Here is a 21,131-nt window from a genome sequence, read left to right on the forward strand (position 1 = left end):
GGTCAGCCGAGGATTCCCCGGTCGTACGCCACCGCCACCGCCGCCGCCCGGTCCTTGACGCCCAGCTTGGCGTACAGGTGGGTGAGGTGGGTCTTCACGGTCGCTTCGCTGATGAACAGTTCGCGGGCGATCTCGCGGTTCGACGTGCCCTTGGCGACCAGGGCCAGCACTTCGCGCTCACGCGCGGAGAGGGGCTCGTTGCCGGGGGCCCTGGGGGTACGGACCGCGGAGACCAGGCGGGAGGCGACGGCCGGGGAGAGGACCGTGCGGCCCTCGGCGGCGGCGCGGACGGCCGTGAAGAGTTCGTCGCGCGGGGCGTCCTTGAGGAGGTAGCCCGTCGCGCCCGCCTCGATCGCGGGCAGGGTGTCGGAGTCGGTGTCGTACGTGGTCAGGACGAGGACCTTGGCGCGGGCGCCGCGCCGGGTCAGTTCGGCGATCGCGTCGACTCCGCCGCCGCCCGGCATGCGCAGGTCCATGAGGATCACGTCGGGGTCGAGAGCGGCGGCCCGTTCGAGGGCCTCGAGGCCGCCCGCGGCCTCCCCCAGCACGGTGAATCCGGGCGCGGACTCGAACATGCCGCGCAGGCCGTCGCGTACGACGGGATGATCGTCGACGATCAGCAGGGAGATCAGCGCGTCATCGGTCATGGCGGACCAACGGTACGCGAGCCGAGACCGCCGTGCCCTGCCCCGGCTCGGACTCCACGGTCAGCGCGCCCCCGATGCGTTCGGCGCGGGCCCGCATGCCGTCGAGGCCGAAGCCGCCGATGGGGGTCCCCCCGCTCATGGGGGTCCCCCCGCTCGAGCGAAGTCGAGAGTGGGGGAGAAGTCGAGAGTGGGGGAAGGAGCGGGCGGGGAGGGCGAGAAGGTCGAAGCCGGTGCCGTCGTCTCGGATGTCGAGGATGACCTCGTCGCCCAGGAAGGTGAGGGTGACGCCGACTCGGGTCGCCCGCGCATGACGGGCGGCGTTCGACAGTGCCTCCTGGACGATCCGCAGGAGGGTGGCCGCGAGCTCCTCGTGGAGCTGTTCCGCGGTGCCGGTGAGCGTGAACTCGGCGCGCACACCGGTCCGTTCGCCCCATTCGGTGACCGTCTTCTTCAGGGCTTCGGGCAGTCCGTCGTTCTCCAGCGCCACCGGGGCCAGGTTGTGCACGGAGCGGCGGGCCTCGCCGAGGCTGTGCCGGGCCAGGTCGGCCGCGCGGTCCAGGTGGATGCGGGCCACGGCCAGGTCGGAGACGTTCGCGACCACCTGGAGCTGGGCGATGATGCCGGTCAGGCCCTGGGCGAGGGTGTCGTGGATCTCGGCGGCCAGGCGCCGGCGTTCGTCGGCGACCCCGGCCTCCCTTGCCTGGACGAGGAGTTGGGCGTGAAGGGCGGCGTTCTCGTCGAGGGCCTGCTGCAACGCCGCGTTGGTGCGTTCGAGTTCGGCGATGGTGGCGACCTGGACGCGGGCGTGCTCGTCGTCCTGGGCCGCCAGGCGGCTGAAGACGGCGAGCAGGCCCACGTTGACGCCGAGCACCAGGCCGAAGCCGAGCCAGAGCACCCGGCCGTGCGGCGGCATGCCGCCGACCTGGGAGCCGGACATGGTGATGGCCGTGGCGAAGAAGCCCACCTTCATCAGGCGAGGGCGCAGCAACCGGCCGGCGTCGTAGTACCCGGTGACGGCGTAGAAGGCGAAGAACGGGTTGAGCCAGGACAGGACGAAGCCGAGGGCCCAGCGGACGCTGTAGTAGACGGTGCCCACCGTGGACGGGCCCGGCCGGCTCCGGGCCGCGCTGCCCCACACCAGCTGGAGGGCGAGGCTCGCGAGCACGAGGACCGCGGCCACGTACTCCTCGCCCGTGGTCATGCCGACGACGCCGGCCGAGACGACGGAGGCGACGGTGCCCATGGCCAGGAGCCCGTAGGGCCCCCAGCGATAGAACGCCGCCCGGCGCGGCCCGACCGCCGCGGCGTCGGCCCGCGCCGCGATGCCGGGCATCGCCAACGAGGTCCCGACCGCCCTCGTGAAGCCCGCCCGGGCGTTGTCCGTCATGGCGCCAGTGTCGTGCACGGCCGGGCTCACTCCCAGCGGAACCAGCGCGTCGCCGCGCCGGACAGCAGCAGGATCCACGCCACCAGCATGCCCAGGTGGGTCCAGCCCGGCCAGTGGCCCGCCGCCGCCTGGTTCAGGGCCTGCGCGGCCGCCCCGAAGGGGGTGTAGCCGACGATCCGGGCGAGGACGTCCGGCATCGCCTGCACCGGCAGCCACACGCCCGCGCAGAACATCGACGGGAAGAACACCGCGGACCCGATCGCGCCCGCGATCTTGGTCGTGCGGGACAGCGCCGCCACCAACGCCCCGAGAGCCAGGGCGACCAGGACGGCCAACAGCAGGGCGAGGACGTATCCGAAGAGCTGTTTCGGCACGCGTACGTCGAAGCCGAGCCGCCCGACCACGAGGACCAGCAGTGCCGACGCCAGGGAGGCGGCGCCGTACACGAGCATCTGCGCGGAGAGCAGGGAGGAGGGGCGGACCGGGGTGGCGGCCATGCGGCGCAGGATGCCGCGCTCGCGGTAGCCGGTGAGGGTCTGCGGCATCGACTGCAGGCCGCCGACGATCAGGCCGAGCAGCACGGCGACCGGGACGTAGGCGTCGACGGTGCGCAGGCCGCCGAAGTCGTCGTCGGGCTGCCGGAAGGACGGGATGGAGCCGAGGATCACCAGGAGGAGGGTCGGGAACAGCAGGATCCAGAAGATGCTGCCGGGTTCGCGGCGGAAGAGGCGGACCTCGGTCCTCAGTACGGCGGTGCTCATACCGCTGCCTCCTTCGTCAGGTCGAGGAACGCGTCGTCGAGCGTGGCGTCCACGACGCGCAGCTGGTGGGCGGTGATGCGGTGGCGGGCGAGGAGGGTGATGACGGCGTTGACCGTCTCGTCCGTGCCGGAGAGCGTGATCCGGCCGTCCTTGTACTCGACGGACGCGAGCTCGGGGAGCGCGTTCAGGTCACGGTCGTCCAGCGGGACGGACGGGGTGAAGCTGATGACGGTGGCGCCCGCCGAGCGCCGGATGAGACCGGCCGGGGTGTCCAGGGCGGCCACCCGCCCCTTGTCGATCACGGCGATCCGATCGCACAGGCGCTGCGCCTCCTCCATGAAGTGGGTGACCAGCAGGACGGTGACCCCGCCCGCCCGCACATCCTCGATGAGCTGCCAGGTGTCGCGGCGGGCCCTCGGGTCCAGGCCGGTGGTCAGTTCGTCCAGGACGACGATCCGCGGGTTGCCGATCAGGGCGAGCGCGATGAACAGGCGCTGTTTCTGGCCGCCGGAGAGTTTCGCGAACCGGGTGGTGAGCTTGGCCGTCAGGCCCAGGCGCTCGGCGAGCGGGCGCCAGTCCAGCGGGCTCGGGTAGAAGGCCGCGTACAGCTCCAGGGCCTCGCGGACGGTGAGCTTGGGCTGGAGCTCGCTCTCCTGGAGTTGGGAGCCGAGAACGTGGGCCACGCGCGCGTGGTCGGCGACGGGGTCCAGGCCGGTGACGCGGACCCGGCCCGCGTCGGGGACGCGCAGGCCCTCGACGCACTCGACGGTGGTGGTCTTGCCGGCGCCGTTCGGGCCGAGGATCCCGAAGATCTCGCCCTCCTCGACAGCGAAGGAGACACCGTCGACGACGGCGCGGCCCCCGTAGACCTTGCGCAGGGCGGTGACTTCGATGACGGACATGCGTCGAGCGTGCCACGGAGCCCGGGCCGGGCACATCGGCCGTCCCGCTCGAAGGCGCATCAGCCGATCGGTTGATACGCCCGTACGACCTCTCGAACACGCAGGTCGTAGGACCAACGCCCGATCCGGGTCCGGCCAAAACTCGGTGGGCGTTGTCAGTGGCGATCCGTAGGCTCGCCCCTGATGCCCACGACACGTGCAACCACCAAGGACCGCTCCGCCGTACGTACCCTGCTGCGCCTGTGGCCGTACGTGCGGCCGGTGCGGGGGCGGCTGTTCACCGCCGCGTTCGTCGCGATCCTCGCCTCCTGCGTGGGGCTGGTGATACCGCTCGTCCTGAAGTGGATGGTGGACGGACCGGTCGCCGACCGGGACCCCGGAGGCGTGTGGCTGGGCGCGCTGTACCTGCTGCTGCTCGGGCTCGCCGAGGCGCTGCTGTTCGGGCTGCGGCGGTGGCTGGTCGCGCGGCCGCTGTCGCATGTCGAGGCGTCGATGCGGGCGCGGCTGTACCGGCACCTCCAGCGGCTGCCGGTGGCCTTTCACGACCGGTGGGCGTCGGGGCAGTTGCTGTCCCGGGGGACCACCGATCTGATGCTGGTGCGCATGTTCCTCGCCTTTCCGCTGACGTTCCTTCTGGTCAACTCGGTGACGATCTTCGTCGGCGTGGTCATCATGCTGCTCCAGGACTGGACGCTGGGTCTGGTGATCCTCGGGCCCGCGCTGCCCGTGATGGTCATGTGCGTGGTCTTCGAGAAGCGGTACGCCGATGTGGCGCGGCTCGCGCAGGACCAGGTGGGCGATCTGACGACGGTCGTCGAGGAGAGCGTGCTCGGCATCCGCATCATCAAGGGGTTCGGGCGGCACCGGAGTCAGGCCCGGGCGTTCCGGGAGCTGTCCCGGACGCTGCGGGGCACGGAGCTGCGCAAGGCGCGGCTGCTGGCGACGATCTGGTCGGTCATCGTGACGCTGCCGGAGCTGTCCATCGGGGCGGCGCTGGTGGTCGGGTCAGTGCAGGTCGCGGACGGGGGCCTGTCCGCGGGCACGCTGGTGGCCTTCCTGTCGACCGCGCTCGCGCTGCGCTGGCCGGTGGAGTCCATCGGCTTCCTGCTGGCGATGAGCCAGGAGGCGTCGACGGCGACGGAGCGGTACTTCGAGGTGATGGACGCGGAGCCGGAGTCGTCCACCGTGTGCGGGGCCGCCGGGGAGCCCGCGGACAGCGGGGACAGGGGACTGTGCTTCCACGACGTGCGGTTCCGCTACCCCGACGCCCCGCCCGACTCCCCTCCCCTGCTCGACCGCATCGACCTGCACATCCGCCCCGGTGAGTCGATGGCCCTGGTCGGGGCCACCGGCAGCGGCAAGACCACGCTGACCGCGCTCGTCCCCCGGCTGCACGAGGTGACGTCCGGGCGGATCACGCTGGACGGCGAGGACATCACCGCGATGTCCCGCGAGGAGCTGCGCTCGAAGGTCGCCGTCGCCTTCGAGGAACCCACGCTGTTCTCCGCGAGCGTCGGCGACAACGTCCTCATGGGGGCCGACGGCAGCGCCGGCGCACCGGAGCTGGAACGGGCGCTCGCCGTCGCCCAGGCCGACTTCGTGCACGCGCTGCCGCAGGGGACGCGGACCCAGGTCGGCGAGCAGGGCCTGAGCCTGTCCGGCGGCCAGCGGCAGCGACTGGCGCTGGCCCGGGCGGTGGTCGGCCGGCCGAGGTTCCTGGTCCTCGACGACCCGCTGTCCGCGCTGGACGTCCACACGGAGGCCGCCGTCGAGGCCGCCCTCCGTCACGTACTCGCGGACACCACGGCCCTGATCGTGGCCCACCGTCCCTCCACGGTCCTCCTCGCCGACCGCGTCGCCCTGCTCTCCGCCGGCCGTATCTCGGCTGTCGGCACACATCAGGAACTACTGCGCACGAACACGGAGTACGCCCGGCTGATGTCCGGCGACGAGCCCGGGGAAGCGTCCGGCAATGAGGAGGACGACCGATGACCACCGCCACGACGTCCGTTCCCGCCGCCGACGGTGAGGAGGAACTGACGCGCCGCGAGGACACCGGCGACCCCTTCGACCGTGACATCCTGCCCACCCCGCCCGGCGCCACGGCCACGCTGCTGCGCTCCCTGCTGGCTCCGATGAGGGCTCGGGTCGTGCTGACCACGGTCCTGCTGCTGCTCCAGCAGGCAGCCGTGCAGGCGGGGCCGCTGCTGGTGGCGTACGCCATCGACCGGGCCGTACCGGCGTTCCGGGACGACAACCACGGTCCGCTGATCGCGGTGGCGGTCGCCTATCTGATGTGCTCGCTGGCTTCCGGCGGGTTGCAGTACGCGTTCACCGTCGCCTCCGCCCGGGTGAACCAGGACGTGCTGCTCGATCTGCGCGGCCGGATCTTCCGCCACGCCCAGGCGCTCAGCGTCGACTTCCACGAGCGCTACACCTCGGGCCGGCTGATCTCCCGCTCCACGGCGGACGTCGAGGCGCTGCGCGAGCTGCTCAGCGAGGGGCTCCAGGAGCTGGTGACGGTCCTGCTGTCGTTCGTGTACATCTCGGCGATGCTGCTCTGGCTGGACCTGGGCATCGGCGCGGTCGCGGTGGCCTCGGCCGTGCCGCTCTATCTCCTCGTACGGGCGTACCAGCGGCGGGCGGGCGAGGTGTACCGGGAGCGGTCCACGGCGATCGCGGCCGTGATCGTGAAGTTCGTGGAGACGATGAACGGCATCCGGCCGGTGCGCTCCTTCCGCCGCGAGGACGCCAACGACGCCGAGTTCGCCGTCCTCAACCGACGGCACGAGCTCAAGAACGGCGACGCGCTCCTCGAGATGGCCCGCTATGTCGTGGGCTCCCGGCTGGTGTCCAACGCGGCCCTCGCGGTGACCGTGCTGTGGGGTGCCTACCGGGTGGCGGACGGCTCGCTGGAGCTGGGCGTGCTGGCGGCGGCCGTGCTGTACCTGCGGCGGCTGTACGACCCCATCGACCGGCTCGGCATGTTCCTCAACTCCTATCAGTCGGCGGCCGCCTCACTGGAGAAGATCGCGGGACTGCTGGCCCAGACACCGTCCGTGCCGGAGTCCGCGGAGCCCCGGGAACTTCCGGCGCTCGAGAGCGAGCACCCCGGCCGTGAGGTCGTCTTCGACGGCGTCCGCTTCGCCTACCGCACCGGCGGCGAGGTCCTCCCCCGCTTCGACCTGACCCTCCCGGCCGGACAGACCGTCGCGGTCGTCGGCTCTACCGGCGCCGGCAAGTCCACCCTGGCCAAGCTGCTCGCCCGCTTCTACGACCCCTCCGACGGCCGGGTCCTGCTCGACGGGGTCGATCTGCGCGACCTCGCCCTGCCGGAGCTGCGGCGCGGGGTGGTCATGGTGACGCAGGAGGCGTTCCTGTTCTCCGGCACGGTCGCGGAGAACATCGCCATCGGCCGCCCGGACGCGACCCGGGAGGAGATCGAGCGGGCGGCGAAGGCGATCGGCGCGCACGAGTTCATCAGCGCCCTGCCCGACGGCTACGACACGGACGTACGCAAGCGGGGCGGCCGTATCTCCGCCGGGCAGCGCCAACTCGTCGCGTTCGCCAGGGCGTTGCTCGCCGACCCGGCGGTGCTGATCCTCGACGAGGCGACCAGTTCGCTGGACATCCCCGGGGAGCGGGCGGTGCAGCGCGCGATGTCGACGGTGCTGCTCGGCCGTACCGCGGTCGTGATCGCGCACCGGCTGTCGACCGTCGAGATCGCCGACCGCGTGCTGGTCATGGAGCACGGACGGATCGTGGAGGACGGCAGCCCGGCCGAACTGACCGCGGGTACCGGCAGGTTCTCGGACCTGCACCGGGCCTGGCGGGACAGTCTGGTCTGAGCGGGGGGACGAAGGATGATCGACGCGTACGAGGAGCCCGGCACGCCCGACTGTCGCGGCGGCTGGCGGTATCTGTGGTGGCTGGTGACCCGGCAGCCGTGGCGGTCCGTCGCGGGGGCGGCGATCGCCAGTGTCTGGATGGTGCTGGCGGCGGCGACGCCGTATCTGATGTCCCGGGCGATCGACGACGGTCTGGAACCGGGCGACCTGGGCGCGCTGACGGGGTGGACGGCCGTGCTGGTCGCGGTCGGGGCGTTCAACGCCTGGCTGGGGATCATGCGGCACCGCACGATGACCCGGGTGCGGATGGACGCCAACTTCCGCACGGTCAAGGTGGTCGTCGGGCACGCGGTGCGGCTGGGGGCCGCGCTGCCGCGCCAGGTCGGGGCCGGTGAGGTGGTCACGATCGGCGTGGGCGACGTGCAGACGATCAGCACGTCCCTGACGGTGGTCGGGCCCGGCGTCGGCGCGATCGTCGCCTACGCCGTGGTCGCCGGGCTGCTGCTGTCGGTCTCCGCACAGCTGGCCGCGGTGGTGCTGCTCGGGGTGCCGGTGATCGCCGTGCTCGTCGGGCCGCTGATGGGACGGTTGCAGGGCGTGGAGTCGGAGTACCGGGAGCGGCAGGGCGTGCTGACCGCGCGCATCGGCGACCTGGCGGGCGGCCTGCGGGTTCTCAACGGCCTGGGCGGCAAGGGTCTGTTCGCCGACGCCTTCCGCCAGGACTCGGGGCGGCTGCGGGAGCAGGGGTACCGGGTCGGTGCGGTGACGAGCTGGATGCAGGCGCTCGGGGTGGGGCTGCCGACGCTGTTCCTCGCCGTGGTGACCTGGCTCGCGGCCCGGCTGGCGGCTCAGGGGGACATCACCGTGGGCGAGTTGGTGGCGGTGTACGGCTATGTCGCGGTCCTGGTGGTCCCGGTGGCGTTCTTCATCGAGTGCGGATACCAGCTGAGCCGGGGCGTGGTGGCCGCCCGGCGGGTGGTACGGCTGCTGCGGCTGGAGCCCGAGACGGACGACGGCCCGTGCGAGGCTCCCGCCGAACCGGCGGGGCTGCACGACCCGGAGTCCGGGGTGCGGGTGGCGCCGGGGCGGCTGACCGCGCTGGCCGGGGCGCGGCCCGCCGACACCGCCGCCGTCCTCGACCGCCTGGGCCGGTACGCCCCGTCGGCGGCGACCTGGGGCGGGACGCGTCTGGACGAGATCCAGCTGCCGCACGTCCGCGCGCGGATCCTGGTCGCCGACCACGAGGCGGACCTGTTCGCGGGGACGCTGCGTGAGCTGGTCGGCGGGCGCCGGGAGGCGGATGAACAGACCGTCCGCGCCGCTGTGCACGCGTCAGCGGCCGACGACATCGTGCAGGGCCTGCCGGACGGGCTCGACTCGGCGATCGACGCCCAGGCCCGCAACCTCTCCGGCGGCCAGCGTCAGCGCGTCCGGCTGGTGCGGGCGCTGCTGGCCGACCCCGAGGTGCTGCTGGCGGTGGAACCGACGTCGGCACTCGACGCGCACACCGAGGCGGCGGTGGCCGCCCGGCTGCGGCTGGCGCGCAGCGGCCGTACGACCGTGCTGACCACCACCTCCCCGCTCGTGCTCGACCACGCCGACACCGTCCACTACCTGGTCGACGGCAAGGTCATGGCCACGGGCAGCCACCGGCAACTCCTGGTGGAGCAGGCGGGCTACCGGGCGCTGGTCGCCCGGAACGCCGCCGACGCCGACATCGACACCGAGGAGGCCCTGGCATGAGCCGCGGACAGCTCCCCATCGCCGTACCCGCCGACGTGCGGCGGGCCGCGGTGCGGCTGGTGCGGGCGGACGGGCGGGGGTTCGGGGCCGTGCTGGGGCTGAACGCGGCGGCCGCCGGGGCCGGGCTCGCCGGGCCGTGGCTGCTGGGGCGGATCATCGACGAGGTGCGGGCCGGGAGCGGGGTCGGGGCGGTGGACCGGCTGGCGGCCGGCATCGTCGTGTGCTCGCTGGCCCAGCTGTTGCTGGCGCGCTGGGCGCGCTACGTGGGTCACCGGTTCGGGGAGCGGATGCTGGCGCGGGTGCGCGAGGAGTTCGTCGACCGGGCGCTGGCGCTGCCCGCGTCCGTGGTGGAGCGGGCCGGCACCGGGGATCTGACGGCGCGCGGTACGGCCGACGTGGCCACCGTCGGCACCACACTGCGCGACGCCGGTCCCGATCTGGTCATCAACACCGTGCAGGCGCTGTTCCTGCTCGGCGCCGTCTTCGTGCTCGACCCGCTGCTCGGCGCGGTCGGGGTGTGCTGCCTCGCCCCGATCGCGGTGGTCCTGCGCTGGTATCTGCGCCGGGCGCGGGACGGCTATCTGGCCGAGGGCGCGGCCAACTCGGAGGTCGCCGAGATCCTCGCGGCGACCGCGTCCGGGGCGCGTACCGTCGAGGCGTTCCGCCTCGGGGAGCGGCGGATCAGGGCGAGCCGGGAGGCGCTGGAGGTCTCCCGGCGCAGGCGGCTGTACACGCTGTTCCTGAGGACGGTGTTCTTCCCGGCGGTGGAGGTGTCGTACGTCCTGCCCGTGGCGGGGGCGCTGCTGGTCGGCGGGGTGCTGCACGCGCACGGGGCGATGAGTCTGGGCGCGGTGGTGGCGAGCGCGCTGTACCTGAGGCAGTTGAGCACCCCGCTCGACGAGATCCTGTCGCGGGTCGAGCAACTGCAGAGCAGCGGCGCGTCGTTCGCGCGGGTGGAGGGGCTCGCGCGGGCCCCGCAGGCGGGCGATGCCGCGGATTCCCCGGCCCCCTCGGACGACCGCATCGACGTGACCGGCGTGCGGTACGCCTACGACCGCGGCGGTGAGGTGCTGCGCGGGGTCGACCTGACGGTGCGGCCCGGGGAGCGGCTGGCGGTGGTCGGCCCCTCCGGCGCCGGCAAGACCACGCTGAGCCGGCTGCTGGCGGGCGTCGACGCGCCGAGCGCCGGCGCGGTGACGGTGGGTGGGGTGCCGGTCGCCGGGCTCGGGCCGGAGCGGCTGCGCCGCCAGGTCGTACTGGTCACCCAGGAGCACCACGTCTTCCTCGGCACGGTCCGCGACAACCTGCGGATCGCCGAACCGTCCGCCACGGACGAGGAGCTGTGGGCCGCGCTCGGCGCGGTCGGCGCCGAGGCGTGGGTGCGCGAGCTGCCGGACGGCCTCGACACCCCTCTGGGAGAGGGCGGTTGCGGCACCGACGGCTCACAGGCCCAGCAACTCGCCCTGGCCCGCGTGGTGCTGGCCGATCCGCACACCCTGATCCTCGACGAGGCCACGGCGCTGCTCGACCCGACGACCGCCCGGCACACCGAGCGCGCGCTGGCCGCCGTGCTGGAGGGTCGTACGGTCATCGCCATCGCGCACCGGCTGCACACCGCGCACGACGCCGACCGGGTGGCCGTGATGGAGGACGGCTGCCTCACCGAACTCGGCACGCACGAGGAACTGGTGGCGGCGGGCGGGGCGTACGCGGCGCTGTGGCGGACCTGGCACGGGGACCCGACGGACGGCAGCACTGTCTGACACCCCGCGCCACCCACCCAACGATCCGCATATCGAACACGAACTCCCGGACAACGGACTGTTTCTGGCCAACTTTCTGACGCGCCCCTGACAGACAGCGCAATCTCCTGCCACTCTTCCCACGGCCACTTCACAGCAACCCCACAGCTTCGTCGCTGTGCCGGGGCCGTAGCTCTCATGCACGTGGTTCTGCGTACCGCCCTGTTCCGCCCGGACGGCCGACCCTCCGCCCGGTCTCCCCTGGCCGCGCGATCCGCGGCCGCGCAGAAGGAGTCAGTGTTGAGCAGCAGTCCCTCTCGCAGACGCACCTCCCACACCACGCACCGCCGGGCCGCCGCCGTCGCCCTCGCCGGCGTCACCGCCCTCCTCGCCGCAGCCGTCCAGTCGGGCGCCGCGAGCGCCGCTCCCGCGAGCGCCCCTGCGGGCAAGGCCGATCCGGCCCACGCCGCCGTCAGGCTCTCGCCCTCGCAGCGCGCCGCGCTGATACGCGACGCCGACACCGCCCGGGCCCGGACCGCCCAGGACATAGGCCTCGGCGCCAAGGAGAAGCTCGTCGCCCGTGACGTCGTCAAGGACGCGGACGGCACCCTCCACACCCGCTACGAGCGCACCTACGACGGCCTCCCGGTCCTCGGCGGCGACCTGGTCGTCGACACCGCAAAGTCGGGCGCGACCCAGCGCGTCATCAAGGCGACGAGCGCCGCCCTCACGGTCTCGGACGTCACCCCGGACATCACCGAAGCGGCCGCCGAGCAGCAGGCCGTGGGGCGCGCCAAGGCCCTCGGCGGCACCAAGTCGACCGCCGACAGCGCGCCGCGCAAGGTGATCTGGGCGGCGAGCGGTAAACCGACTCTGGCGTACGAGACGGCCGTCGGCGGCTTCCAGGACGACGGCACGCCGAACGAGCTGCACGTCATCACGGACGCGGCCACCGGCAAGAAGCTCTACGAGTACCAGGGCATCAAGAACGGCATCGGCAACACCCAGTACAGCGGCCAGGTGACGCTGACGACGACCCAGTCGGGCTCCACCTTCACCCTGAACGACGGCGCGCGCGGCGCCCACAAGACGTACAACCTGAACCGCGGGACGTCGGGCACCGGCACGCTCTTCTCGCAGACCAACGACACCTGGGGCAACGGCACCACGTCGAACGCCGCGACGGCCGGCGCCGACGCGCACTACGGCGCCGCGGAGACCTGGGACTTCTACAAGAACACCTTCGGCCGCAGCGGCATCAAGAACAACGGCGTGGGTGCGTACTCGCGGGTCCACTACGGCAACGCGTACGTCAACGCCTTCTGGGACGACGGCTGCTTCTGCATGACGTACGGCGACGGCTCCGGCAACGCGGACCCGCTGACCTCGCTGGACGTGGCGGGCCACGAGATGAGCCACGGCGTCACGTCGAACACCGCAGGCCTCAACTACAGCGGCGAGTCCGGCGGCCTGAACGAGGCGACCTCCGACATCTTCGGCACGGGCGTCGAGTTCTACGCGGCCAACTCGACCGATGTGGGCGACTACCTCATCGGCGAGAAGATCGACATCAACGGCGACGGCACTCCGCTGCGCTACATGGACAAGCCCAGCAAGGACGGCGGCTCCGCCGACTCGTGGTACTCGGGCGTGGGCAACCTCGACGTGCACTACTCGTCGGGTGTCGCCAACCACTTCTTCTACCTGCTCAGCGAGGGCAGCGGCGCCAAGGTGATCAACGGTGTCAGCTACAACTCGCCGACCTCCGACGGCCTTCCGGTCACCGGCATCGGCCGAGACAAGGCCCTGCAGATCTGGTACCGGGCACTGACGACGAAGTTCACGTCCACCACCAACTACGCGGCGGCCCGTACCGGCACGCTCGCGGCGGCGGGTGAGCTGTACGGCACGACGAGCGCCGAGTACAAGGCGGTGCAGGACGCCTGGGCGGCCGTCGCGGTCGGCTCGCGCTCCGGTGGCGGCGGCGGTGGCGGTACGTCCTTCGAGAACACCGCCGACGTATCGATTCCGGACAACGGAGCGGCCGTCACGTCGTCCGTCACGGTCTCCGGGCGGACCGGCAACGCCCCGTCGAACCTTCAGGTTTCGGTCGACATCGTGCACACGTGGCGCGGCGACCTCGTGATCGACCTGGTGGCCCCGGACGGGTCGACGTACCGCCTGAAGAACTTCAGCTCCTCCGACTCGGCGGACAACGTCAGCACGACCTACACGGTCAACGCGTCCTCCGAGGTCGCGAACGGCACCTGGAAGTTGAAGGTCCAGGACCAGGCGGCCCAGGACACCGGCTACATCAACAGCTGGAAGCTCACCTTCCCGTAGGCCTCCCCGCTCGCCAGGCACCCGCAGAGAGGGCGCCGCCCCGGTGGTCCGACTCCCCGGGGCGGCGTCCCCTTTTTGCCATGCGCATGCCCACCCCTGGTCGGCCCTTTACCCGGGTCAAGTCCGTTTACATTCCGGCAACGTTCACCCGGTAGTTGATTTTCAGCCAACATCACTTCGGGGTCCTGACATGTACGCGCCCTTGATGTCACGCTTCCCCCAACCGCCGCAGCACAGCAACTTCACATCACCTCCGGTCAGTCCCCACGCTGTCCGGACTCCCCCACCAAGGAGCTTGCGTGAGCCCCCTCTACGCGCGTCACAAGCGCACCACTCTGGCCATCGCCACCGCGGTCGCGGCCGGAGCCCTGCTCACCACCGGTCTGACCACCGGTACCGCTGCCGCCCAGACCCCGGCGGACTCCGGTAAGGCTGCGCCCCTCGCGGCGGCCCCCCTCCAGCTGTCCTCGGCCGCCCGCACCACGCTCATCCAGCAGCAGCAGGCCGACGCCCCCGAGACCGCCACGGAGATAGGCCTCGGCGCCAAGGAGGAGCTGGTCGTCAAGGACGTCGTGAAGGACGTCGACGGCACCGTCCACACCCGTTACGAGCGCACCTACGCGGGCCTCCCGGTCCTCGGCGGCGACCTGGTCGTCCACCAGTCGGCGTCCGGCGCGACCAAGAGCGTGACCAAGGCCGTCAAGGCGGACATCAAGGTCGCCTCCGTGAAGCCGCAGATCACAGCCGCGAAGGCGGAGAAGCAGGCGCTGACCGCGGCGCAGGCCGCCGGCTCGGAGAAGACCGCGGCCGACTCCGCGCCCCGCAAGGTGATCTGGGCGGGCAGCGGCACCCCGGTCCTCGCCTACGAGACGGTCGTCGGCGGCCTCCAGGACGACGGCACCCCGAACGAGCTGCACGTCATCACCGACGCCGCCACCGGCAAGAAGCTCTACGAGTACCAGGGCGTCGAGACCGGCACCGGCAAGACCCTCTACTCGGGCACGGTCACCCTCAACACGACCCTGTCGGGCTCGACGTACCAGCTGACCGACGGCACGCGCGGCGGCCACAAGACGTACAACAAGGCGCACTCCACGTCCTCCTCCGCGGGCACGCTGTTCACCGACGCGGACGACGTGTGGGGCACCGGCGCGGCCTCCAGCTCCACCACCGACCAGACCGCGGCCGCCGACGCCGCCTACGGCGCTCAGGTGACCTGGGACTTCTACAAGTCCACGTTCGGCCGCAGCGGCATCAAGAACAACGGCGTGGCCGCGTACTCCCGCGTCCACTACGGCAACGCGTACGTCAACGCGTTCTGGGACGACAGCTGCTTCTGCATGACCTACGGCGACGGCTCGGGCAACACCCACCCGCTGACCTCGCTGGACGTGGCCGGCCACGAGATGAGCCACGGCGTCACCTCCAACACCGCGGGCCTGAACTACTCGGGCGAGTCCGGCGGCCTGAACGAGGCCACCTCGGACATCTTCGGCACGGGCGTGGAGTTCTACGCGGCCAACTCCAACGACGTCGGTGACTACCTCATCGGCGAGAAGATCAACATCAACGGCGACGGCACCCCGCTGCGCTACATGGACCAGCCCAGCAAGGACGGCGGCTCCGCCAACTACTGGTCCTCCAGCGTCGGCAACCTCGACGTGCACTACTCGTCGGGTGTCGCCAACCACTTCTTCTACCTCCTGTCGGAGGGCAGCGGAAGCAAGACGATCAACGGGGTGAGCTACAACTCGCCGACGTACAACGGCTCCACGGTCACCGGCATCGGCCGCGCCAAGGCGCTGCAGATCTGGTACAAGGCGCTGACGACGTACTTCACGTCGACGACCAAGTACGCGGGCGCCCGAACGGGCACCCTCTCGGCGGCGGCCGCGCTGTACGGCTCCGGCAGCACCGAGTACAACGCGGTGGCGGCGGCCTGGACCGCCGTCAACGTGAGCTGATCCAAGGGACTTGAGCAGGGCGGTACCCCGGGACGAAGGTGTCCCCGGGTGCCGCCCTACCCTTGTCTCCCATGTCCTTCACGTACGCGGACGTCGGCGCGACCCGCGAGAGCGCCGGTTTCTGCCCACCCGGCTTCCACTCCCTGCACGTACGCACCCGCCTCGGCGAAGGCGAGGAACTCTTCCGCCGGGCCGCCGAGGCCGTCCTCACCTGGGAGATGCACCGCGCGATGAGCGTCGGCGTCGACGCGGACGCCGGCCGTGCCGCCCCCGGCGTCGACATCACCATCACCCTCGCCGGCATGATCAAGGCTCCGTGCCGCGTGGTGTGGACGGTCGAGGAATCCCGCCGCGCCGGCTGGGCCTACGGCACGCTGGCCGGCCACCCCGAGTGCGGCGAGGAGTCCTTCGTCGTCGACCGCACCGGCGACGGCACGGTCTGGCTGACCATCTCCGCCTTCAGCCGCGCCGCCAAGTGGTACGCCCGGGCGGGCGGGGCGGCGACGCGGGGGTTGCAGCACGCGTACGCTCGGCGGTGCGGGGTGGTGCTGCGCCGCATGTGCGCGGATGCCGACGAAACGTGACGCACCTCGAACTGAGACCGGAGATCGGGCTGGACCGTCGGGGAAAAGGGCGTCCCGGAGTACCGGAACGCCCCTTTCGCATGCTCGGTTCTGCGGTCGTACCGCGCGCAGCAGGTGCCTTGACGGCGGTCGCTACCTCATCAACACCCCCGCCGCCTCCACCAGCTCCTCCGACGGAACCGCCAGCAACCCCAACTCGGCGCCGGACGCCAGGAGTCGGTGCGCGGGAAGGATGCGGACCGTGTAGCCGTAGGGCCCGGTACGGTCCAGCGACAGCGGGCCCTCGTACATCCACCGCCCCTCCAGGTCCGGCCCGCCCGTCGGCTTCAGCGGGACCGTCGCCGCGTCCGTGATGCGGTCCTCGGAGTCCACGCGGCCCGAGACCGCCTGCACCTCGACGTCGTCGGTGCCGAGCTCGCCCAGGGCGACGCGCACCCGCAGGACGAGCGTGGTGCCGAGTTCGGCGGTGGCCGTGGCGGTGGCCGTCTCCACGTGGTCGACGCTCACGCCGTGCCAGGCGGCGCGCACCCGGGCCTTCCAGGCGGCGAGTTCACCGGCGGCGGCCGGGGTCATCGAGCGGTGGGCGTGGGAGGCGGGGGTGTAGAGGCGTTCGACGTACTCGCGGACCATGCGGCCTGCCAGCACCTTCGGGCCGAGCAGGGTCAGGGTCTGGCGGACCATCTCGATCCAGCGGTCGGGCAGACCGTGCTGGCCCCGCTCGTAGAAGCGGGGCGCCACCCGCTGTTCGAGGAGGTCGTAGAGGGCGGCCGCCTCGATGTCGTCGCGGCGGTCGGCGTCCGTGCCGGAGCCGTCCGCCGTGGGGATCGACCAGCCGAAGTCCGGCTGGAACCATTCGTCCCACCAACCGTCCAGCACGGAGAGGTTGAGGCAGCCGTTGAGGGCCGCCTTCATACCGGAGGTGCCGCAGGCCTCCAGCGGCCTGAGCGGGTTGTTGAGCCAGATGTCGCAGCCCGGATAGAGCTTCTGCGCCATCGCCATGCCGTAGTCGGGCAGGAACACGATCCGGTGACGCACCCGCGGGTCGTCGGCGAACCGCACCAGCTCCTGGACGAGCCGCTTGCCGCCGTCGTCCGCCGGGTGCGCCTTGCCCGCGACCACGATCTGGAGGGGGTGCTCGGGGTGTAGCAGCAGGTCCATCAGACGGTCGCGGTCACGCAGCATCAGCGTCAGCCGCTTGTACGACGGGACCCGGCGCGCGAAACCGATGGTGAGGACGTCCGGGTCGAGGACGCCGTCGATCCAGCCGAGCTCGGCCGCACCCGCGCCGCGCTGCCGCCAGGAGGCACGCAGCCGTTCCCGCACCTCCACCACCAGCTGCTCGCGCAGTTCCCGGCGCAGCTCCCAGATGTCCTGGTCCGGGATGTCGCCGACCGCGTCCCACCGGTCCGAGCCGCCGACGGTCAGCGCGTCCTCGGCGCGCTGGGCGCCGATCTGGCGGGCGCCGAGCCGGAGGACCTCCGGGGCTACCCAGGTCGGGGCGTGCACGCCGTTCGTCACGGAGGTGATCGGCACCTCCTCGGGGTCGAATCCCGGCCACAGACCGGCGAACATCTCCCGGCTGACCTGGCCGTGCAGCAGCGACACGCCGTTGGCGCGCTGGGCCAGGCGCAGGCCCATCACGGCCATGTTGAAGAGGTTGGGCTCGCCTCCGGGGTAGGTCTCCATGCCGAGCCGCAGGACGCGTTCGACATCGATGTGCGGGAGTTCCGCTTCGGGTCCGAAGTGGCGGGCGACCAGCTCGCGGTCGAAGCGGTCGATGCCGGCCGGGACGGGGGTGTGGGTGGTGAAGACGGTCCCCGCGCGGACCGTCTCCAGGGCCGCGTCGAACTCCAGCCCCCGGTCGCCCAGCTCCGCGATGCGTTCCAGACCGAGGAAGCCCGCGTGGCCCTCGTTGGTGTGGAACACCTCCGGTTCGGGGTGGCCGGTCAGGCGGCAGTACGTGCGTACCGCCCGCACACCTCCTATACCGAGCAGCATCTCCTGGAGCAGCCGGTGCTCGCTGCCGCCGCCGTAGAGCCGGTCGGTCACGCCGCGTTCGCCGAGGTCGTTCTCCTCGACGTCCGAGTCGAGCATCAGCAGCGGTACCCGGCCGACCTGCGCCAGCCAGATCCGGGCGCGCAGGGACCTGCCGCCGGGCAGGGCGAGGGAGACCTGCGCCGCGGTGCCGTCGGCCTCCTTCAGCTGGGCGACCGGCAGCTCGTTGGGGTCGAGGACCGGGTAGTGCTCCTGCTGCCACCCGTCCCGGGAGAGGCTCTGGCGGAAGTAGCCGTGCCGGTAGAGCAGCCCGACCCCGATGAGCGGTACGCCGAGGTCGCTGGCCGCCTTCAGATGGTCGCCGGCGAGGATGCCGAGGCCGCCGGAGTACTGGGGCAGGGCGGCCGTGATGCCGAACTCGGGGGAGAAGTAGGCGACGGCGGCCGGGAGTTCCGCGGCCTGCGTCTGGTACCAGCGGGCGCCGGTCACATAGTCGTTGAGGTCGTCCGTGGCCGCGGTGAGGCGGCGCAGGAAACGGCGGTCGTCGGCCAGCTCCGTGAGCCGCGCGGGCGGCACGCTGCCCAGGAGGCGTACGGGGTCACCGCCGGAGGCGGCCCAGCACTCGGGGTCGACGGACTGGAAGAGGTCGCGGGTCTCCGCGTGCCAGGACCAGCGCAGATTACGGGCCAGGTCGCTGAGCGGCCGGAGGGAGTCGGGGAGAACGGGACGGACGGTGAATCGACGGATCGCCTTCACATTCCACCTCGGCGCAAGTCGCTGTGCGGACGCACGGCGGTGTGCGTCTCGTCGTCGCTCTCGACGGTACCGGCGTTGGTGTCGCCGTCGCTGGGGGCTACGCCCGCAGACCCCCCGTTTCGGCCCGAACAGACGCACCCGGCCGATATGGCCGATTCCACCCCCGTAGGCCTTCTTGTGGTGCTTCACGCGGCACGAAAGGCTGCCAGTGGCGTACCGGCCGGCGCGGGGTGCACCCGGCGCGGCGGCTGCCGTATGCCGAGTCGAGGAGGGGAACTCGGACCATGGCACGGACGCGAACACGGCGTCTGCGCTGGGGGGCGGGCCTGACCGCGGTCACCACGGCCGCGGTGCTTTCGGCCATCACCCTGCCCGCGCACGCCGCACCGGAAGGGCGGATACTCGGCGCCGGACAGCCCGGCTCCGTCAGCGGAAGTTACCTGGTGGCACTGAAGGGGGGAACGAAGGCCCCGTCGGCGGCCGGTAAGGACGTCGCCGAGAAGTACGGGGTGAGAATCAGCCATACCTACGGCACGGTTCTGAACGGTTACGCCATCCGGGCCGACGAAAGACAGGCGAAGCTCCTCGCGGCCGACTCCCGCGTCGCCTCGGTCGTCCAGGACACCCGCGTGACCCTGGACCACACGCAGAAGAACCCGCCGTCCTGGGGCCTGGACCGCGTCGACCAGCCGAACCTGCCGCTGGACAAGAGCTACACCTGGCCGGAGTCGGCGGGGGCCGGGGTGACGGTGTACGTGATCGACACCGGTATCCGGATCACCCACAAGGACTTCGGCGGGCGCGCGAGCTACGGCTGGGACTTCGTCGGCAACGACCGCACGGCCGCGGACGGCAACGGCCACGGCACGCACGTCGCCGGCACCATCGCCGGCACGGGCTACGGCCTCGCCAAGAAGGCCAAGGTGGTCGCCGTACGGGTCCTCGACGACACGGGGGCCGGAACCACGGCCCAGGTCATCGCGGGCATCGACTGGGTCACCCAGCACGCGAAGAAGCCGGCGGTCGCCAACCTCAGCCTGGGCGGCTTCCACAACGCCCAGCTCGACGCGGCCGTACGCACCTCCATCGCCTCCGGCGTCACGTACACGGTCGCGGCGGGCAACGACGGTCTCGCGGCCGCCCTGTACTCGCCCGCGGACGTGAAGGAGGCCGTCACGGTCGGCGCGACCGACAAGAAGGACGCCCGGGCCGCCTTCTCCAACTTCGGCTCGGCCCTCGACCTGTTCGCGCCGGGCGTGTCGATCACGTCGGCGTCCAATGCGAGTGACACCGGCAGGGCGACGTACTCCGGTACGTCGATGGCGGCGCCGCACGCGGCGGGCACGGCCGCGCTCTATCTGGCCGACCATGCGAAGGCCACGCCCGCGCAGGTCGCCAAGGCGCTGGTCGCGCAGGCGGCGAACGGCAAGGTGTCCGGCCGGGGGCTCGGCTCGCCGGACAAAATCCTTCAGGTGCCGCCCTCTTGACGACAGAGTCCGGGACCGGTCCTGGCAGAGTCCCGGGCTCGTGGTGGCAGAGTCCCGGTACCGGCCCCGTTCCTCTCGAACGGGGCCGGTCTTGTGTGCAGACATACGCGTGAGTAGTTAACAAAGTGCCGGATTGCCCACTCGAATAGGGTGGGAAGGCTTCCTCGGTACACCCGTCACCCCTCAGGTACACCCCAGGTACACCACGCAGGTTGACCCCCAGGTGGACCAACGCAGGACCCACCTCCCCACAGCCATCCGCCCACCCACGTTGACGCGGACAGGAGCGGTCATGCCCGCCACGCACCACTCGTCAGCACCCCCGACACCCCGTACCGACGCACCCCCCGTGCGCCCCGCCGACGTCGGTCCGCCGGCCCCGGAGCCATCCTCCGCGGGCGACGCCACCGCCGTCGGGCGCATACCCGTTCTGGACGTCCGGCCGATCGTCCAGCTCGGCCGACGGCCCGCCAAGGCCGTGACCGGCGAGTCGTTCGAGGTCTCGGCCACCGTGTTCCGCGAAGGCCATGACGCCGTCGCCGCCAACGTCGTACTGAAGGATCCCGACGGCCGCCCCGGCCCCTGGACCCCGATGCGCGAACTCGCCCCGGGCACCGACCGCTGGGGAGCCACCGTCACCGCCGGCGCACCCGGCCGCTGGACCTACACCGTCGAGGCGTGGGGCGATCCGGTCACCACCTGGCGGCACCACGCACGCATCAAGATCCCGGCGGGGATCGACACGGGCCTGGTCCTGGAGGAGGGCGCGCGGCTGTACGAGCGGGCGGCCGCCGGAGTGCCGAAGGGCGGCGGGAAACGGTCCGTCCTGCGCGCCGCCGTGGCCGCCCTCCGCGACGAGACCCGTCCGGCCGCGTCCCGGCTGGCGGGGGCGTTGACGCCGGAGGTGGACGAGGTCCTGGCCCGGTATCCGCTGCGGGAACTGCTCACCGCCTCGCAGCCGTTGCCGCTGCT

The 21,131-nt window shown here is 71.9% G+C and carries 14 protein-coding genes; 9 read left to right on the forward strand and 5 right to left on the reverse strand.

Going from position 1 to position 21,131, the window contains the following annotated elements:
* Positions 1-2: 2 nt before the first annotated feature.
* The 4 genes from ABT114_RS46760 to ABT114_RS46775 form a co-directional block, all read right to left on the reverse strand.
* The gene (locus tag ABT114_RS46760; protein ID WP_351152474.1) at positions 3-647 is read right to left on the reverse strand and encodes a response regulator; all 645 of its coding nucleotides are present in this window, start codon (positions 645-647) and stop codon (positions 3-5) included.
* Positions 637-1,980: a sensor histidine kinase gene (locus tag ABT114_RS46765; protein ID WP_351152510.1), complete on the reverse strand. Its 1,344-nt coding sequence runs from the start codon at positions 1,978-1,980 to the stop codon at positions 637-639. Before ABT114_RS46765 ends, ABT114_RS46760 begins: the two co-directional genes overlap by 11 nt.
* Before the next feature lie 80 nt (positions 1,981-2,060).
* Positions 2,061-2,795, reverse strand: coding sequence for an ABC transporter permease (locus ABT114_RS46770; protein WP_351152476.1), 735 nt, complete (start codon positions 2,793-2,795; stop codon positions 2,061-2,063).
* The gene (locus tag ABT114_RS46775; protein WP_351152478.1) at positions 2,792-3,697 is read right to left on the reverse strand and encodes an ABC transporter ATP-binding protein; all 906 of its coding nucleotides are present in this window, start codon (positions 3,695-3,697) and stop codon (positions 2,792-2,794) included. The genes ABT114_RS46770 and ABT114_RS46775 overlap by 4 nt, the downstream gene beginning before the upstream one ends.
* A gap of 183 nt (positions 3,698-3,880) precedes the next feature.
* Between ABT114_RS46775 and ABT114_RS46780 the strand changes: the two genes are divergently transcribed.
* The 7 genes from ABT114_RS46780 to ABT114_RS46810 all read left to right on the forward strand — a co-directional run bounded on the left by ABT114_RS46780 (position 3,881) and on the right by ABT114_RS46810 (position 15,921).
* Positions 3,881-5,689, forward strand: a complete 1,809-nt coding sequence (locus ABT114_RS46780) for an ABC transporter ATP-binding protein (protein ID WP_351152480.1) — start codon at positions 3,881-3,883, stop codon at positions 5,687-5,689.
* On the forward strand, positions 5,686-7,545 hold the full coding sequence (locus ABT114_RS46785) for an ABC transporter ATP-binding protein (protein WP_351152483.1): 1,860 nt from the start codon (positions 5,686-5,688) through the stop codon (positions 7,543-7,545). The genes ABT114_RS46780 and ABT114_RS46785 overlap by 4 nt, the downstream gene beginning before the upstream one ends.
* 15 nt (positions 7,546-7,560) lie before the next feature.
* Positions 7,561-9,288: an ABC transporter ATP-binding protein gene (locus tag ABT114_RS46790; RefSeq protein ID WP_351152486.1), complete on the forward strand. Its 1,728-nt coding sequence runs from the start codon at positions 7,561-7,563 to the stop codon at positions 9,286-9,288.
* Positions 9,285-11,051, forward strand: coding sequence for an ABC transporter ATP-binding protein (locus ABT114_RS46795; protein ID WP_351152489.1), 1,767 nt, complete (start codon positions 9,285-9,287; stop codon positions 11,049-11,051). The genes ABT114_RS46790 and ABT114_RS46795 overlap by 4 nt, the downstream gene beginning before the upstream one ends.
* 279 nt (positions 11,052-11,330) lie before the next feature.
* Positions 11,331-13,373, forward strand: coding sequence for a M4 family metallopeptidase (locus ABT114_RS46800; protein WP_351152492.1), 2,043 nt, complete (start codon positions 11,331-11,333; stop codon positions 13,371-13,373).
* Positions 13,374-13,672: 299 nt separating this feature from the next.
* Positions 13,673-15,337, forward strand: a complete 1,665-nt coding sequence (locus tag ABT114_RS46805) for a M4 family metallopeptidase (RefSeq protein WP_351152495.1) — start codon at positions 13,673-13,675, stop codon at positions 15,335-15,337.
* Between the two features lie 71 nt (positions 15,338-15,408).
* Entirely contained in the window at positions 15,409-15,921 is a 513-nt protein-coding gene (locus tag ABT114_RS46810; RefSeq protein WP_351152497.1) for a DUF1990 domain-containing protein, read from the forward strand.
* Between the two features lie 132 nt (positions 15,922-16,053).
* Here the strand turns inward: ABT114_RS46810 and ABT114_RS46815 are convergent, their stop codons facing one another.
* Positions 16,054-18,672: a glycosyltransferase family 1 protein gene (locus ABT114_RS46815; RefSeq protein WP_351152500.1), complete on the reverse strand. Its 2,619-nt coding sequence runs from the start codon at positions 18,670-18,672 to the stop codon at positions 16,054-16,056.
* A 284-nt stretch (positions 18,673-18,956) separates the two neighbouring features.
* Between ABT114_RS46815 and ABT114_RS46820 the strand changes: the two genes are divergently transcribed.
* Both ABT114_RS46820 and ABT114_RS46825 read left to right on the forward strand, forming a co-directional pair.
* Positions 18,957-20,159: a S8 family peptidase gene (locus tag ABT114_RS46820; RefSeq protein WP_351152502.1), complete on the forward strand. Its 1,203-nt coding sequence runs from the start codon at positions 18,957-18,959 to the stop codon at positions 20,157-20,159.
* A gap of 292 nt (positions 20,160-20,451) precedes the next feature.
* A partial coding sequence (locus ABT114_RS46825) for a maltotransferase domain-containing protein (protein WP_351152505.1) occupies positions 20,452-21,131 on the forward strand: 680 nt, incomplete at its 3' end.

The organism is Streptomyces sp. NPDC002088 (assembly GCF_040296605.1).
Lineage (GTDB): Bacteria > Actinomycetota > Actinomycetes > Streptomycetales > Streptomycetaceae > Streptomyces.

What these genes read in the sequence shown, in the direction of transcription:
- ABT114_RS46760 (WP_351152474.1), bottom strand. Translation starts at nt 647, where the DNA reads ATGACCGATGACGCGCTGATCTCCCTGCTGATCGTCGACGATCATCCC.
- ABT114_RS46765 (WP_351152510.1), bottom strand. Translation starts at nt 1,980, where the DNA reads ATGCCCGGCATCGCGGCGCGGGCCGACGCCGCGGCGGTCGGGCCGCGC.
- ABT114_RS46770 (WP_351152476.1), bottom strand. Translation starts at nt 2,795, where the DNA reads ATGAGCACCGCCGTACTGAGGACCGAGGTCCGCCTCTTCCGCCGCGAA.
- ABT114_RS46775 (WP_351152478.1), bottom strand. Translation starts at nt 3,697, where the DNA reads ATGTCCGTCATCGAAGTCACCGCCCTGCGCAAGGTCTACGGGGGCCGC.
- ABT114_RS46780 (WP_351152480.1), top strand. Translation starts at nt 3,881, where the DNA reads ATGCCCACGACACGTGCAACCACCAAGGACCGCTCCGCCGTACGTACC.
- ABT114_RS46785 (WP_351152483.1), top strand. Translation starts at nt 5,686, where the DNA reads ATGACCACCGCCACGACGTCCGTTCCCGCCGCCGACGGTGAGGAGGAA.
- ABT114_RS46790 (WP_351152486.1), top strand. Translation starts at nt 7,561, where the DNA reads ATGATCGACGCGTACGAGGAGCCCGGCACGCCCGACTGTCGCGGCGGC.
- ABT114_RS46795 (WP_351152489.1), top strand. Translation starts at nt 9,285, where the DNA reads ATGAGCCGCGGACAGCTCCCCATCGCCGTACCCGCCGACGTGCGGCGG.
- ABT114_RS46810 (WP_351152497.1), top strand. Translation starts at nt 15,409, where the DNA reads ATGTCCTTCACGTACGCGGACGTCGGCGCGACCCGCGAGAGCGCCGGT.
- ABT114_RS46820 (WP_351152502.1), top strand. Translation starts at nt 18,957, where the DNA reads ATGGCACGGACGCGAACACGGCGTCTGCGCTGGGGGGCGGGCCTGACC.